The 14,383-nt window shown below is 75.1% G+C and carries 13 protein-coding genes; 7 read left to right on the top strand and 6 right to left on the bottom strand.

What is annotated here, in order from left to right; genetic code table 11:
* Positions 1 to 85: 85 nt before the first annotated feature.
* The 4 genes from J2S55_RS03825 (at position 86) to J2S55_RS03810 (ending at position 3,010) form a co-directional block, all read left to right on the top strand.
* Positions 86 to 814, top strand: coding sequence for a D-glycero-alpha-D-manno-heptose-1,7-bisphosphate 7-phosphatase (locus J2S55_RS03825; RefSeq protein ID WP_306857311.1), 729 nt, complete (start codon positions 86 to 88; stop codon positions 812 to 814).
* A complete protein-coding gene (locus J2S55_RS03820; protein WP_306857310.1) occupies positions 811 to 1,770 on the top strand; it encodes a glycosyltransferase in 960 nt (319 codons plus the stop codon). The genes J2S55_RS03825 and J2S55_RS03820 overlap by 4 nt, the downstream gene beginning before the upstream one ends.
* An 80-nt stretch (positions 1,771 to 1,850) precedes the next feature.
* Positions 1,851 to 2,240, top strand: a complete 390-nt coding sequence (locus J2S55_RS03815; protein ID WP_306857309.1) for a hypothetical protein — start codon at positions 1,851 to 1,853, stop codon at positions 2,238 to 2,240.
* A gap of 95 nt (positions 2,241 to 2,335) precedes the next feature.
* A complete protein-coding gene (locus J2S55_RS03810; protein WP_306857308.1) occupies positions 2,336 to 3,010 on the top strand; it encodes a DUF6766 family protein in 675 nt (224 codons plus the stop codon).
* Between the two features lie 127 nt (positions 3,011 to 3,137).
* Here J2S55_RS03810 and J2S55_RS03805 read toward each other — a convergent pair whose 3' ends face one another.
* Positions 3,138 to 3,335: a hypothetical protein gene (locus J2S55_RS03805; RefSeq protein ID WP_306857306.1), complete on the bottom strand. Its 198-nt coding sequence runs from the start codon at positions 3,333 to 3,335 to the stop codon at positions 3,138 to 3,140.
* Positions 3,336 to 3,504: 169 nt separating this feature from the next.
* A complete protein-coding gene (locus J2S55_RS03800) occupies positions 3,505 to 4,173 on the bottom strand; it encodes an AIM24 family protein (RefSeq protein WP_306857304.1) in 669 nt (222 codons plus the stop codon).
* Between the two features lie 216 nt (positions 4,174 to 4,389).
* Here J2S55_RS03800 and J2S55_RS03795 point away from each other — a divergent pair, with 216 nt between their 5' ends.
* A complete protein-coding gene (locus tag J2S55_RS03795) occupies positions 4,390 to 6,036 on the top strand; it encodes a sensor histidine kinase (RefSeq protein WP_306857303.1) in 1,647 nt (548 codons plus the stop codon).
* Positions 6,033 to 6,689 carry a response regulator transcription factor gene (locus J2S55_RS03790; protein ID WP_306857302.1) on the top strand — a complete coding sequence of 219 codons (657 nt, stop codon included), beginning with the start codon at positions 6,033 to 6,035 and terminating at the stop codon, positions 6,687 to 6,689. The genes J2S55_RS03795 and J2S55_RS03790 overlap by 4 nt, the downstream gene beginning before the upstream one ends.
* Here the strand turns inward: J2S55_RS03790 and J2S55_RS03785 are convergent.
* Both J2S55_RS03785 and J2S55_RS03780 read right to left on the bottom strand, forming a co-directional pair.
* Positions 6,686 to 7,336: a phosphatase PAP2 family protein gene (locus J2S55_RS03785; RefSeq protein ID WP_306857301.1), complete on the bottom strand. Its 651-nt coding sequence runs from the start codon at positions 7,334 to 7,336 to the stop codon at positions 6,686 to 6,688. The two genes, J2S55_RS03790 and J2S55_RS03785, sit on opposite strands and share 4 nt — an antisense overlap.
* A gap of 210 nt (positions 7,337 to 7,546) precedes the next feature.
* Positions 7,547 to 8,263, bottom strand: a complete 717-nt coding sequence (locus tag J2S55_RS03780) for a maleylpyruvate isomerase family mycothiol-dependent enzyme (protein ID WP_306857299.1) — start codon at positions 8,261 to 8,263, stop codon at positions 7,547 to 7,549.
* Between the two features lie 171 nt (positions 8,264 to 8,434).
* On the opposite strand from J2S55_RS03780, the gene J2S55_RS03775 reads away from it, so the two are divergent.
* A complete protein-coding gene (locus tag J2S55_RS03775; RefSeq protein ID WP_306857297.1) occupies positions 8,435 to 10,843 on the top strand; it encodes a tetratricopeptide repeat protein in 2,409 nt (802 codons plus the stop codon).
* Between the two features lie 114 nt (positions 10,844 to 10,957).
* On the opposite strand, the gene J2S55_RS03770 is transcribed toward J2S55_RS03775, so the two are convergent.
* Both J2S55_RS03770 and J2S55_RS03765 read right to left on the bottom strand, forming a co-directional pair.
* Positions 10,958 to 12,565 carry a serine/threonine-protein kinase gene (locus J2S55_RS03770; RefSeq protein ID WP_306857295.1) on the bottom strand — a complete coding sequence of 536 codons (1,608 nt, stop codon included), beginning with the start codon at positions 12,563 to 12,565 and terminating at the stop codon, positions 10,958 to 10,960.
* A 112-nt stretch (positions 12,566 to 12,677) separates the two neighbouring features.
* Positions 12,678 to 14,372 carry a glycerol-3-phosphate dehydrogenase/oxidase gene (locus J2S55_RS03765; RefSeq protein ID WP_306857294.1) on the bottom strand — a complete coding sequence of 565 codons (1,695 nt, stop codon included), beginning with the start codon at positions 14,370 to 14,372 and terminating at the stop codon, positions 12,678 to 12,680.
* Between the last annotated feature and the right edge of the window lie 11 nt (positions 14,373 to 14,383).

Raw genomic sequence — 14,383 nt, 5'->3', positions numbered from 1 at the left:
GTCACGCTCTGTAACATTTTGGAGGGCTTGTTCAGTGGCCCGCAGGGCGGCGAGCCCGTTGACGAGAGACACACTGGAGACGCCCGTGCCGAGCCGCCGACATCCCGCCGCCGTCCTGTTCGACCGCGACGGCACCCTGATCGTGGACGTCCCCTACAACCGCGACCCCGGCCGGGTGGAGCCCGTGCCCGGAGCCCGCTCCGCGGTCGACCGGGTCCGTCGGGCGGGCGTGCCGGTCGGCGTGGTCACCAACCAGTCCGGGGTGGCCCGGGGGCTCATCGGCGCCGAGGAGCTGCGCGCCGTCAACGCGCGGGTGGAGGAGCTGCTGGGCCCGTTCGACGTCTGGGTGGTGTGCCCGCACGGCGAGAACGACGGGTGCGGATGCCGCAAGCCGGCTCCCGGGCTGGTGCTGCGGGCGGCGGCGGCGCTCGGCGTGGACGCCCGCGACTGCGTGGTCATCGGGGACATCGGCCGGGACGTGGAGGCCGCCCAGGCGGCCGGGGCCCGGGGCGTCCTCGTCCCCACCCCGCGGACGCTGCCCGGCGAGATCACGGCCGCCACGGAGGTGGCCGGCGATCTCGCCGCCGCCGTGGACCTGGTGCTCGGAGGCGCCACGGTGAACGGCACGGCCCGGACCGGCACGGCGGGCGGGACACCACGGACCGGCACGGCGGGCGATCCGCCGCCCGGGACCGGCCCCCTGGGCGAGACACCCCGGACCGCCACGGTGAACCGCACGGCCCGGACCGGCACGGCGGGCGGTCCGCCCCAGGCCAGGGGCGGGGGCCGTTCGGACGCCGGAGCCCTGCGGTGAGGGTCCTGCTCTGGCACGTGCACGGGTCCTGGACGACGGCGTTCGTGCAGGGCGCCCACGACTATCTCGTGCCGCTCGTCCCCGGCCGCGGCCCCGACGGGCGCGGCCGGGCCCGGACCTACCCCTGGCCCGCCGGCGTGCGCGAGGTGCCGTGGGACCGGCTCCACGGCGAGGAGGTCGACCTGGTCGTACTGCAGCGCCCCCACGAGCTGGAGCTCGTCCGGCGCTGGCTGGGCCGCCGCCCGGGCCGGGACCTGCCCGCCGTATACGTCGAGCACAACGCGCCGGCCGGCGACGCCCCCGGCACCCGCCACCCACTGGCCGGCCGCGACGACATCCCGCTGATCCACGTCACCCACTTCAACGACCTGTTCTGGGACTCCGGCAGGGCGCCCACCCAGGTCGTCGAGCACGGCGTCGTCGACCCCGGCCACCGCTACACGGGCGAGCTGCCGCGGGCCGGCGTCGTGGTCAACGAGCCCATCCGGCGCGAGCGGGTCGCCGGGACCGACCTGCTGCCCAGACTCGCCTCCGCTGCCCCGATCGACGTCTTCGGCATGAAGGTCACCGGCCTGCCGCACCGGCTCCGCTTCCCCTTCGGGACCTTCGAGAACCTGCCCCAGGAGGCGATGCACGCCGAGCTCGCCCGGCGGCGCGTCTACCTGCACCCCTACCGGTGGACCTCGCTCGGTCTCTCCCTGATCGAGGCCATGCTGCTCGGCATGCCCGTCGTGGCGCTGGCCGCCACCGAGGCCGTGGAGGCGGTGCCGCCGGAGGCGGGGGTGATCTCGACCCGCGTCGCCACCCTCACCGCCGCACTGGAGTCCTTCGTCACCGACCCCGCCAGAGCCCGGCAGTGCGGGAAGGCCGCCCGCGCCGCCGCGCTCGCGCGTTACGGCCTCGGACGCTTCCTGGCCGACTGGGACCGCGTCCTCGCCGGGGCCGTCGGACGCTGAGGCGCCGCGGCCCCGCCCCCCCCGGGCGGCCGGATCCCCGATCCGGGTGAATTCTGCGTCGAGGGGGGAAGCAGGGACGGATGAAGACTCCAATCACGCTGGTGGCGCTGGCCGCGGTGGTGACGGGGCTGGCCGGTTGCGCGGCCGCGGAGAAAGAACCCGCCGAGCAGGCGGTGACGCGCTTCTACGCCGCCCTCCACAGCCGCCAGGGTGAGCGGGCCTGCGCGCTGCTGGCACCGAAGGCGGCCGAGAGCCTGCGGACGGGGGGCCAGACCTGCGCCAAGGCCGTCCTCGACCTCGATCTGCCCGGTGGGCAGCCGCGCGAGGTCGACATCTGGGGCGACGAGGCCCAGGTGCGGCTCACCCGGGACACCGTCTTCCTGCACCGCTTCCCCCATGGCTGGCTGGTGCGCGGCGCGGGCTGCCGGCCCCGCGGCGACCTGCCCTACCGCTGCGAAGTGGAGGCCTGACATGCGCGTCATGTTCGCCACGACCCTCACCGTCGTCGTGGTCGGCCTGATCTACGTCTTCGCCGTCGGCCTGCTGCAGCGCTAGGGAGACGCTCATGAAACGATTCGTCAAGGAGAACAGCCTCAGCCTGTTCTTCCTGATCACCTTCCTGCTGGCGCTGCTCGGCCAGTCCTTCGCGGGGAACGCCGCCGCCAACGACCAGCGGCTCAGCGAGGGGGCCGAGCCGATCTCCTGGCTGCACTACGTCACCTCCTCCGACTTCGCCGTCGACGTCGCGGAGAACTGGCAGTCGGAGTATCTGCAGTTCCTGCTGTTCATCCTCGCCACGGTCTGGCTGGTGCAGCGGGGCTCCCCGGAGTCGAAGAAGCCCGGCGATGAAGGCGGGGGGAGCGACGCCGAGCAGAAGACCGGACGGCACGCCGAGCCCGGCAGCCCGCAGTGGGCCAGGGCGACCGGGCTCCGGCAGACGCTGTACGGCAACTCCCTCGGCGCGCTGATGGGCGTGATCTTCGTGCTGTCGTGGCTGGGCCAGTCGGTGGCCGGCCGGGCGAGTTACAACGAGCAGCAGCTCGCCCAGTTGCAGGACCCCCTGAGCTGGGGCGGCTACGTCACCTCGGGCGACTTCTGGGACCGCACCCTGCAGAACTGGCAGTCGGAGCTGCTGGCCGTGCTGTCGATGGTCGTCTTCTCCATCTACCTGCGCCAGCGCGGATCGCCCGAGTCCAAACCCGTCGGCGCTCCGCACCGGGAGACCGACGTCGAGGGCTGACCCGGACCGGCCGCGGCCCGACACCGCCCCGCCGGCGGGCCGGCACCGCGCGGACGGCCCGCCGTACTCGGACTCCCCGGGTACGGCGGGCCGTCCGCGTGATCGGCCGGGCCCGCCGGAGCGGCGGTCACCCCCCGTCGTCGCCCCGGTCCTCGGGATGCCACGCCTCGGATCCGGCGACGCCCTTGCGGTCGTCGGGGATGTGCGGCTCGGGACCCTCGGGATCTATGCCGGTGGGGGCTCCGGCGCCGGCGGCGTCCGCCCGGTCGTCCGGCACCTGGGCCGGGGGTTCGGGGGAGGTGCTCTCCGGGTCGCTCTCAGTCATGGGGTTGCCCCGTCCTCGAAAAGGCCCCTCGGCCGGGGCGGCGCGGACCGTCCGGCGACCGGGGAGACGCGATCATCGACACACAGGGAGTCCCTGTCCACCGCGGGGCGCCTTATAGCTCGTGCCGGCAAAGCTCTCCAAAAGAAGGAGGAGCGCCCCGCCGCGCGGGTCAGCCGTTGGACTGCGGGACGATCGGGCCCTCGCTGGCCTGGACCAGGACGAAGCCCTGCCCCTGGAAGGCGAGCTGCGCGGCCTCGCCGCTCCCCCGCCCGATGAGCGCCCCCGCCTTGAGGGTGCGGTTGACGCCCACCCGCAGCCCGGCGCTCCAGCAGACCGCGGACTGGCTGTCGGCGAAGGTCGGCGCGTAGGAGGTGTCGAGCAGCACCGGCGCGCCGTGCGCGGTGACCGCCACCCAGCCGGTGCCCTGGACCGTGGTGTTGAACAGGCCGCCGGTGGCGATGCCGGCGCCCTGCAGCCGCTGGATGTCCCAGGCGAGCTGCGGGTCGAAGGCCAGCAGGTTGGTCCCGTTGACGGTGATGGCCTCGTTCTCCAGATAGAACAGGTGCACGTCGTCGGCGTTGTTGGCCACGAAGAGCGCGCCCTGCCCGCGGACCCGCATCAGCGGCGCGCCCTCACCGGTGACCATCTTCTTCAGGAACCGCCCGACCCCGCCGGACCCCTCGTAATCGAAGTCCATCTGCCCCTGGAAGGCGACCATCGACCCCTGCCGCGCCAGCACCTCCCCGTTGAGCTGCACCCGCAGCATCTTGGAGTTCTGCAGGGCGAAGTGGCCGGGGACCTGGCCCTGGTCCAGGTTTCCGAAGAACGAGCTACGCACGGGGTGAGGCCTTTCATCGTCGAGGAGCCGCAGGAGACCGCATGAGAAGTGACGAACGGGGCCGGGTGTGGGTTCCCCGCCCGCGCCGGTGGGACCGACCCTACAGACCGGTGAGGCCCGCCCCCACGGACCGGTGGGGAAGGGACCGGTGCCGCCGAGCCCTGCCTGACTTCCGGCGGTGGAGCCGCCCCCTGGCGACTGGGTAGCGTCAACCGGATGAGGAAGTCGGCGGCTGACCGGATCAGCCGGTATCACGTGCTCACGGAGACCCTGCTGTGGGCGGCTGTGTGCCTGCCCGTGCTGTGGGCGGGAGGCACCTCCGCCGAGGACGCCTACGCCTGGTGGGAGGTGACGGCGGGGCTGGTCCTCATGGGCGCGGCGGTGGCGCTCGGCCGGCCCTTCCCACCGGCGTCGATGCTCCTCACCGCGGCGCTGTGGGAGATCTCACTGCTGTCCCGCGGCGAAACGGCGGTGGGCGTCGTCCCCTTCTTCCCGGCGATGGTCGTCATGAGCTATCTGGCGGGCGTACGGACGGCACGGACGCGGCCCGGACTGCTCGGGCTGGCCGGGACGGCCGCCGTGACGGCGGTCCTCGCGTCCGTCCTGACCGGCGGCTCCGCGGTCGGGTTCGTCGCGGTCGTGGGGGTCGCCCTGTTCGGGGCCGTCCCCTGGCTGACCGGGCGGGGCAGGCACCAGCATCTGGAGCTGGCCCGCTCGGGCTGGGAACGCGCCGAGCAGCTGGAGCGCGCCCAGCGGATCGTGGCCGAACAGGCCCGGCTGCGCGAGCGCACGCGCATCGCCGGGGACATGCACGACCTGCTCGGGCACGAGCTGAGCCTGATCGCGCTGCGGATCGGCGGGCTCGAAGTCGCGCCGGACCTCGACGCCCGCCATCGCGACGCGGCCGGCGAGGCCCGCAGGGCGGTCACCGCCGCCTCCGAGCGCCTCCAGGAGATCATCGAGGTGCTCCGCGACGACACCGCCCCGGCCGCGCCGGACCTGCCCGGGGAGAGCGTCGCGGAGCTGGTGCGGCGGGCCGCCGCCTCCGGCGTCCCGGTCGAGGCGCACGGCGTGCGGGAGGACGGGTGGCCCACCCCGATGGTGGAGCGCGCCGTCTACCGCGTGGTGCAGGAGGCGCTGACGAACGCGGTCAAGCACGCCGCGGGGGCACCGGTGACGGTCAGGCTCGACCATCTGGCGGGCGAGACCGTGGTGACCGTGACCAACGGCGCGCCGCCCGCGGGCCCGGTGCCCGGCCGCGGGGGTGACCAGGGCCGGGAGGGCCTGATCGCGGGAGGGGGCCACGGGCTGATCGGCCTGGCCGAGCGGGTCCGCCTGTGCGGCGGGTCCCTCCGGGCGGGCCGGTGCGGCGACGGTTTCGAGGTGACGGCACGGCTGCCGCACGTGCCGGGCCCGGCCGGGGAGAGCCGGATCCCGTCGCCGTCCGCCGTCCGCCTGCAGCAGGCGCGGCGGCGGGTGCGCCGCGCCCGCACCCTGGCGATCGGTGCGGCCGTGGCGACCTGCGCGGGCGCGGCGGTGGGCGTGGGCGGGTTCATGACTTACGACACCGTCACCTCCGCCCTGCCTCCCGCCGACTTCGACCGGCTGTGGGTGGGGCAGAATCGGAGCGAGGTGGAGGCGGTGCTGCCGGCCCGGACCCGGGCCGACGCCGTGGGGCGGCCGGGACCACCGGTGCCCGACGGGGCCGAGTGCCTCCACTACGGCGCGCACCGCAACCCGTTCGGCGGGGACCGGGGGGAGCTCTACCGGCTGTGCTTCAAGGACGGCCGGCTGGCGGGCAAGGACTTCCTGCCCGCCGCCCCGGCCCGGCGGGCGACCACCCGGCAGGAGGGAAGACATTGATCCGAGTGGTGCTGGCCGACGACGAGACCGTGATCCGCGCGGGGGTGCGGATGATCCTGTCGGCCGACCCCGAGATCGAGGTGGTCGCCGAGGCCGGGGACGGGCGGGCGCTGGTCGAGCTGGTCCGCGCCCACCGGCCGGACGTCGCCCTGGTCGACATCCGCATGCCGGAGCTCGACGGGCTGGCCGCGACCGCCGAGATCCGCCGGGCGGTGCCCGGGACGGCGGTCCTGATCATGACCACCTTCGGCAAGGACTCCTACATCGCGCGGGCGCTCGCCGACGGCGCCGCGGGGTTCCTGCTCAAGACCGGAGACCCCCGGGAGTTCCTGCTGGGGGTGCGGGCGGCGGCCGAGGGCGGCGCCTACCTGTCGCCCAAGGTGGCCGCCCGGGTGATCGGCGAGCTGGCCGGCGGGCGCATGGCGCGCGCGGACGCCGCCCGCGAGCGGATCGAGGTCCTCACCAGGCGTGAGCGCGAGGTCCTGGGCCTGGTCGGCGCGGGCATGTCCAACGCGGAGATCGCCCAGCGCCTGCACCTGGTCGAGGGCAGCGTGAAGACCTACGTCAGCACGATCCTGGGCCGGCTCGGCGTGCGCAACCGGGTACAGGCCGCCGTCATCGCCCACGAGGCCGATCTGGTCGAGCGCGGCTAGCCCCTCCGGGCGTGCCCGGCGCGGTCCGCGGCCGCCGCCGCGGTGAGCGCCGGACGCAGCGGGCCTCCCGCACGCAGGCGCGCCACGAGCGGGGTGAGCAGGGGTGTCAGGGCCAGCATCAGCGGCGGCGCCACCACCGCGCCGAGCAGGGAGCCCGCGATGACGTCGTGCGGGTAGTGCACGCCGACGAAGACCCGGGAGAAGGCCCCCAGCACGGCGAGGACCAGCACGTAGGGGGCGGTCCGCCGCCAGGCGACGGTCATGGCGGCCGCCGCGGCGGCGACGAGCGTCGCGTGGTTGCTGGGGAAGGACCAGTCCCCGTACGGAGGACACTCGGCGATGGCGGAGACGCCGCGCAGGACCCGGCAGGGCCGGTCCTCCTCCATCAGGCCCTTGGAGAGTTCGCTGATCACGTAGGCCGCCACCGTCGCGACGGGGGCGAGCAGGGCCAGCGTCATCGTCCGGGTGTCCTGGCTCCGGGCCCGCCACCAGGCGGCGAGGAAGAGCGCCGCGAACAGCAGCAGCACGGCCTCCGTGCCGATCTCGGCCAGCGTCTGGAACCAGGGCGGGGTGCTCTGCGCGAACTCGGTTATCTCGCGGTACAGCTCGGCGCTGACGTCGGGCACGTCCTCGATCTGATCGCTCACATTTCCTCCACATCGTCCCTGCAGGTCGCGAACGACTGTAGGAACCGGGAGGTCAGACGGGCAGTCGCCGGTCGTCACCGATCGGCATTGACTTTCGGCAAGGTCACCGGGGACGTCCGGCGGGGCGGGGGCATCGGGGCCGGGGTCCCCCGGGGACGTCCGGCGGGGCGGGGTGGAGGGCGGGGACGACCGCCCCGGACCCGTGAGTGATCAGGCCAGGCAGCGCAGGGCCGCCCTGAGCCTGCGGTCGAGCGGGTGGCCGTCCGGCAGCCGGCCCACCGTCGCCTCGACGAACTCGGGGGCGGACAGCTGCGCGGTCGCGCCGGCGGCGTGCACCCAGATCCGCTCGGCGGTCAGCTCGACCTGCGCCTGCGATCCCTGCTCCGCCAGCACGGCGGCGGCCACCTCGGCCCGCCACCGGGCCCGCTCGCCGGCCTCGTCGTCCGGCACGGGAGCGCCCACGTCGTCGGCGTGGGTGGCGTACTCGGAGTCGTAGTGGAAGGTCTGCAGGCCCACCGGATACGGGCCGGCCAGGGTCTGCAGCTCCGCGTCGCGGCCGAGCGCGCGCATGCGCCCGCGCGTCTCGCCGTTCGCCCGCCGCCACTCCTCCAGCACCTCCTCCACGGGCATGCCGCGGCTGCGCTGTACGCACCAGTCGTTGAAGCCGTTGAAGCCGCCGGTGACGCCCTCGCGTCCGAGCATCGCGGTGAAGCCCTGGACGTCGCCGTCCAGGCAGGCGTGGTTGTACAGCTCCTCGCCGGCCAGATGGCCCAGGACGTCGCGGACCGACCAGCCCGCGCACCGCGAGGGGCGCTCCCAGCCCTCGTCGTCGAGCCGGGAGAAGTGGCGGTCCAGGCGGGCCGCCTCGGTGTCGAAGATGTCAAAGGGGTCGAGACCCGCCAGCGGGTCCTTCAGTGGTGAGGTCATGCGTCAGAGGTACCCCGGAAAGGGGTGCCGTACATCGCGGGACGGCGGCCCGGACGGCGCGCCGGCTCGACCCGCTGAGCCGTCTCCCTCTCCGCGCCCTCCGCGGCCGGCGTTCACCGGCGTTCACCCGCTTTCAAGCGAAGGACAAGCGGCAGCCGCGAAGGTGGAAGGGTGAGGGAGACATCGATGAACCCGGCCGAGGACGGGGTCCACGCGGGGCGGGCCGACGGCGGCTGGGAGACGGACTACGAACAGCTCGCCGGCCTCAACCACCTGCTCGGCCTGCAGCGGGAGGAGGGCGACCGCGAGGCCGCCCTCGGCACCGCGAGGCGGGCGCTGGAGCGGGCCCGCCGGCTGCCGCCCCTGCACCGCCTCGCCGTGGCCGAGGCCCTGCAGGAGCTCCGGGAGGAGCTGACCGCGAGCGAGCTGTGGGACGAGGCGAGGCAGGTGGCCGTCGAGACCGTCCGGGCGTACGCCGGGCTCGGCCAGGACGGCCTGGACCTGCGTTTCCGGCACGCCCTGGCCCTGGACGGCATGGCCGGGATCGACCTGCGGCTGGGCGAGCCCGCGAGCGCGCTGGAGGCCGTCCTGACCTCCACCGGGATGTACCGGGCGCTCGCGGGCGCCGACCCGGCCGGCTACCGCCCGGAGCTGCTGCGCTCGCTGCACAACCTGCGGCACGTCCACCGTGAGCTCGGCCGGCTCGGCGACGCCGCCGGTGCGATGCGCCAGGCCGTCGCCCTGTGCCGGGAGGCCCGCGACGGTGACTCCGGCTGGACCCCGGAGCTGGCCCGCGCCCTCGACCGCCTCGGCTGGGACCTCGAGGAGAGCGGGCAGCACGGGGCCGCGGTCTCCGCGCTGGAGGAGTCCGCGGCGCTCTACGGCGAGTGCCCGGGCAGCGAGGAGTCCCGGGCCGACGTCCAGGAACGGCTGGGCGTCGTCCTGACCGCGATGGGCCGGAGCGCGGAGGCGGTCGAGGCCGCCGCCGCGGCCACCGCGCTGCTGCGGGAGATCGGCGACCCCGCGCGGCTGGCGACCGCCCTGCACAACCTCGGCATCAGCCTCCGGGGCGCCGGCCGGGCCGCGGAGGCGGCGGAGGCGGTGCGCGAGTCGGTGGAGCTCCTCCAGCGCCTCTACGACGCCGACCCCGGCTGGGCGGCCGGGCTGGCCGCCACCCTGGGCTTCCTGAGCCTCCTGCGGGAGGAGTGCGGGCAGTTCGAGCAGGCGGCCACCTCGGGTGAGCGTGCCGTGAGCCTGCTGGAGCGCCTGCGTTCCGACGGCGACGGTGACGGCGACCACGGCCACGACCTCGCCCAGGCGCTGCACAACCTGGGCCGCCACCACGAGCGGCTGGGGCGGCCGGATCGGGCGGCCGCCTGCCTGGAGCGGGCTCTCACCCTGTACGGGGAGCTGGCCTGGCGCGCCCCGGACCGCTCCCGATCCGGCCTGGCCGACGCGTGGGTCGCGCAGAGCGTCTACCTGGCCCTGCTCGGCCGCCCCGAGGAGGCGGTGGCCGCGGCGCAGCTGGCGGCCGACCTGTACGGCGGGGCCTCCCCCGCCGAGACGGACCACCTGGCGACGGCGGCCGGGCACCCGGCGGGAACGGCCGGCCGGCAGGCGGGGACGGCGGAGCACTTGGCGACGGCGGTCGAGCACCCGGCGGGGACGGCCGGCCGGCGGGCGGGAATGGCGGAGGCCCTGTCCCACCTGGGCGCCCGGGCGGCGGACGCCGGGCACCACGGGCGCGCCGTCCGGGCGACGGCCCGGGCCGTGGACCTCTACGAGGACCTCGCGTCCCTCGACCCGGGCTCATACCTGGACAAGCTCGCCGACGAGCTTGACAGCCTCGCCGTACGGCACTGCGACCAGGAGGACCACGAGAAGGCTCTGCCCCTGCTCGAACGGGCGGCCTCCATCTGGGACGACCTCGGCCACGGCGCCAAGCTCGCGGTGACGCTGCGCAGGCAGCTTCTCGTCCTGAGCTGCCTGCGCCGTGACACCGAGACGGTGACCGACAGGTTGCTCGCGGCGGCGGACGACCCGGTCGACGCCTTCACCGCCCTCGGCGAGCAGCTGGTCGGCGCCCGGCAGCCGGAGGCGGCCCTGGAGCACCTGATCCGGGCGGTCACGCTGTGGGAGATCATGTCGATGCGGCAGCCGGACGCCTCGGCGTCCCCCTGCGCCCGCGCGCTCTGCCTCATGGCCACCTGCCTGGACGATCTGCTCCGCCCGGACGAGGCCGTCGTGGTCCAGGCGAAGGCTGTGGATCTCCTCACCGCCGCCGTCGAGAACGAGCCCGAGCAGCTGCCCCTGCTCTCATGGGCGCTCGGCGAGCTGGCCGGCTACCTGCGTCAGGCGGGCCGCGCCGGCGAGGCGCTCGACCACCGCCGCCGCGCCGTCGAGATCGACCGCGGGCTCGCCATCCGGGAGCCGGCCCTGCACCGCCGCTCCTTCGCCGGCTCGCTGACCGAACTCGGTCAGCTCCTGGAGGATCTCGGCAGCCACGCGGAGGCGGAGGAGGTGCTGACCCGGGCGCGCCTGCTCAGCGCCACCCTGCCGGATGCCGGGCAGGTCCCCTGACGCGGGCCTCTCGACGCGGCCCCCTGACGCGGGTCCCCCCATGCCGGCCGGGCCGCCCCCGCCCCCGCCCCCGCTCCGGCGAGGGCGGGTCCGGCGGACCCGGCGGACGGCGGGTCAGTCGTCGTCATCGTCGGAGTGGCGGCCGCGCGAGGTGAGGTCGACCCCGGACTCGCGCAGGAAGGCGATGAGCGGCCCTTCGGAGGCGAGCCTGCCCTCCCGCCGCGCCTTGACCAGGTCACGGCCGAGCTCACGCAGCTCGTCGCGGACATCCCCGTTCTTGCCCTCCTGGATCTTCCGGGCGATCTTGGCGATCTTCTCCCGGACCTTGCGGGCCAGTTTGGGGTCGATGCCTCCGCGCCGTTCCTGGTCGGTGACGGCACGGCCGAAGGCCAGCAGCCGCGCCCGCCACTCCTCCGCCGCCGATCGCGGCGACGGCCGGGTCCGGCTGGGGGCCGGGGACGGGGCCGCGCTCCGCGAGGCGGTCGGCGACGGTGACCGCGGCGCGGACGGCGTTCCGGACGGGACCGCGACGGTGGTGACCGAGCTCACCGGATCCGACGGGGCCGACGTCCACAGGGCCCCGGCCACGAGCACGGCGACCACGCCCAGCGCGGCCCCCGCGTGCCACCTCCGCAGGCGGCCCGGCACGGGTCCCGCCGCCCGAGGCTCCCCCGGAGCGCCGGGCTCCGCCGCCGGGCCGAGGTCCGGTACGGGGAACACCGCGGTCTCGTGGGTCCGGGGCGCCTCGGCACCGGGAGCCCGGAGCGGCGCGGCCTCATGGCCCCGGGGCCTCACCGTGTCGTGGGCCCGGGACGCCTCGACGCCGGAGCCCCGGGACACCGCGCTCTCATGGACACGGTGCGCCGCGGTGTCATGGACGCGTGGCGTCGCGTGGCGTGCGACGTCGGCCAGCACCCGGCGGACGACCTCGCCGCTGGCGGGCCGGGCGGCCGGGTCCTTCTCCAGCAGGGCCAGCACCAGCCTCTCCAGCTCCGCCGGGACGTCCGGGCGGTACCGGCTGGGCGGGTCCGGGCGGTTGTGGACGTGCTGGGCGGCCAGCTCCGTCGCCGGCCCGGTGAACGGGGGACGCCCGCACAGCAGCTCGTAACAGACGCAGCCGAGCGCGTAGAGGTCGGAGGCCGCGTTCCCCGCCCCGCCGAGAACCTGCTCGGGCGACAGGTAGGCGGCCGTGCCGATGCCGCTCTTCCCTGAGGTCAGCCGTACCGCGGCCTCGGTCGCGACCCGGGCCGTCCCGAAGTCGACCACCTTGAGCACGCCGTCCGCGCTCTGGTGCAGGTTGGCCGGCGTGACATCGCGGTGCACGACTCCGGCCCGGTGCGCGGCGTCCAGCCCGAGCGCCGCCTGCCCCGCCAGGCGGCACATCGCCGGGACGCTCAGCGGCCCGTTCTCGGCCAGCTCGGTGGCGAGATCGCGGCCGGTCAGCAGCTCCATCACCAGGAACGGCCGGCCCTCGTGCTCGCCCACGTCGAACACCGTCACCACGTTGGGGTGGACGACCCGGGCGGCGGTCCGCGCCTCCCGGGCGAACCGCTCGCGCATCGAGATGTCGGCCACCCGCGGCGACAGGATCTTGACCGCCACCGGCCAGCCCGGCCGCAGATCATGACCGCGCCACACCTCGCCCGTCTCGCCCCGGCCGATCAGCTCCTCCAGCCGGTACCGGCCGGCGAGCATGGCCGGCGGCCGTTCCCAATCACCCACGATTCCCGCCATCGATTCCGAGCCCGGCAATTGGGACCCCACCTTACGGGTGCCCGACCGGGTGGTGCCCGCTGGAGCCGATCATGGCAGCGGCCGTCCGGGTCCCGTCGGCTCAGACGGACGGTTCCGGGACGGCGCGCAGGGCCTCCGCCGCCGCCACGTCGTCCGGCCGCCGCTCGGCGGCGAGCTCCGCCTGGACGTGCAGCCGGTACCGCTCCGTCTCGCGCCGCACCGTGTCGTCGTCCCAGCCGAGGACCGGGGCGATGAGGGCGGCCACCTCGGCCGCGGCGGCGAGGCCACGGTCCCGCTCCTCCATGAAGACGTGGGTACGGCGGGTCAGCACGTCCTCCAGGTGCAGCGCCTGCTCGTGCGAGGCCGCGTAGACGGCCTCGGCCCTCAGGTAGCCCGGCGCCCCGTGGAGCGGCCGCCCCAGCGCGGGGTCGGCGGCGACCAGGTCCAGCAGTTCCTCGACCTCCGACCCGTAGCGGCGCAGGAGCCGTTCCACCGAGGCGACGCTCAGCCGCGAGCGCCCGGCCAGGCCGTGCCGCCCGTTCCACAGCGCCTCGTACCCGGCCGCCCCGAGGAGCGGGACCCGGTGGGTGACCGACTCCGGTACGGCGGTGCCGAGCTCTCGCGCGGCCATGTCGACGGCGTCCTTGGCCATCACGCGGTAGGTGGTGTACTTGCCGCCGACGACGACCACCAGGCCCGGGAGGGGGGCCGTGACCAGGTGCTCGCGCGAGAGCTTCGCGGTGTCCGCCGAGTCGCCGGCGAGCAGCGGGCGGAGCCCGGCGTAGACGCCTTCGACGTCGTCGTGGGTCAGCGGCCGGCGCAGCACCGCGTTGACGTGGTCGAGCAGGTAGTCGATGTCGGCGCGGCTGGCCACCGGGCGGTCCTTGTCGAGGTCCCACTGCGTGTCGGTGGTCCCGATGATCCAGTGCCGTCCCCACGGGAGCACGAAGAGCACGCTCTTCTCGGTCCGCAGGATCATGGCGCTGCGGAGCCCGATCCGGTCACGCGGCACGACGAGGTGCACGCCCTTCGACGGCCTCACGGTGTGGCTCCCCCGGACGCCCGCCATCACGAAGGTCTCGTCCGTCCAGACCCCGGTGGCGCTGATCACCTGACGCGCGCGGACGGTGACCTCCTGGCCGCTTTCGAGGTCCGCCACGCGCGCTCCCGTGACCCGGGCGCCCTCGCGGAGCAGGCCGGTCGCGCGTGCCCTGCTCACGACGGTGGCGCCGTAGCGCGCGGCCGTCCGCACCAGCGTCAGCGTCATGCGCGCGTCGTCGGTCTGCGCGTCGTGATACCGGAGGGCTCCGACGAGGGCGTCGGGGCTCAGCCCGGGAGCCTCCTCAAGGGCACGGCGGCGGCTCAGGTTCCGGTGACGCGGGACGGCCGGCCGCAGCCCGCCCAGGAGGTCGTACAGGGTCATGCCCGCGCCGATGTAGAAGCGCTCCCAGATCCGGTGGGTGAGCGGGAAGAGGAACGGGACGGGGTGGACGAGATGGGGCGCCAGCCGGGTCAGCAGCAGGTGGCGCTCCTTGAGCGCCTCCCGGACGAGCCGGAAGTCGAGCTGCTCGAGGTAGCGCAGGCCGCCGTGGATCAGCTTGCTGGACCGGCTCGAACTGCCGGCCGCCCAGTCACGGGCCTCGACCAGCGCGACCGACAGACCGCGGGACACCGCGTCGAGCGCGGCCCCCGCGCCGACGACTCCACCGCCGACGACCAGCACGTCGTAGTGGTTCTCGCTCATCTCCCGCAGCGCCGTCGCCCGGTACTGCGGTCCCAATGCTGCAGATCCCACGGTAGGGCCTC

Source organism: Streptosporangium brasiliense (genome assembly GCF_030811595.1).
Taxonomy (GTDB): domain Bacteria; phylum Actinomycetota; class Actinomycetes; order Streptosporangiales; family Streptosporangiaceae; genus Streptosporangium; species Streptosporangium brasiliense.
Note: the sequence above shows the minus strand (reverse complement) of the source record. Positions and strands in the feature narration are given on the sequence as shown.

What these genes read in the sequence shown, in the direction of transcription:
- J2S55_RS03805 (WP_306857306.1), bottom strand. Translation starts at nt 3,335, where the DNA reads ATGACTGAGAGCGACCCGGAGAGCACCTCCCCCGAACCCCCGGCCCAG.
- J2S55_RS03815 (WP_306857309.1), top strand. Translation starts at nt 1,851, where the DNA reads ATGAAGACTCCAATCACGCTGGTGGCGCTGGCCGCGGTGGTGACGGGG.
- J2S55_RS03780 (WP_306857299.1), bottom strand. Translation starts at nt 8,263, where the DNA reads ATGACCTCACCACTGAAGGACCCGCTGGCGGGTCTCGACCCCTTTGAC.
- J2S55_RS03795 (WP_306857303.1), top strand. Translation starts at nt 4,390, where the DNA reads ATGAGGAAGTCGGCGGCTGACCGGATCAGCCGGTATCACGTGCTCACG.
- J2S55_RS03810 (WP_306857308.1), top strand. Translation starts at nt 2,336, where the DNA reads ATGAAACGATTCGTCAAGGAGAACAGCCTCAGCCTGTTCTTCCTGATC.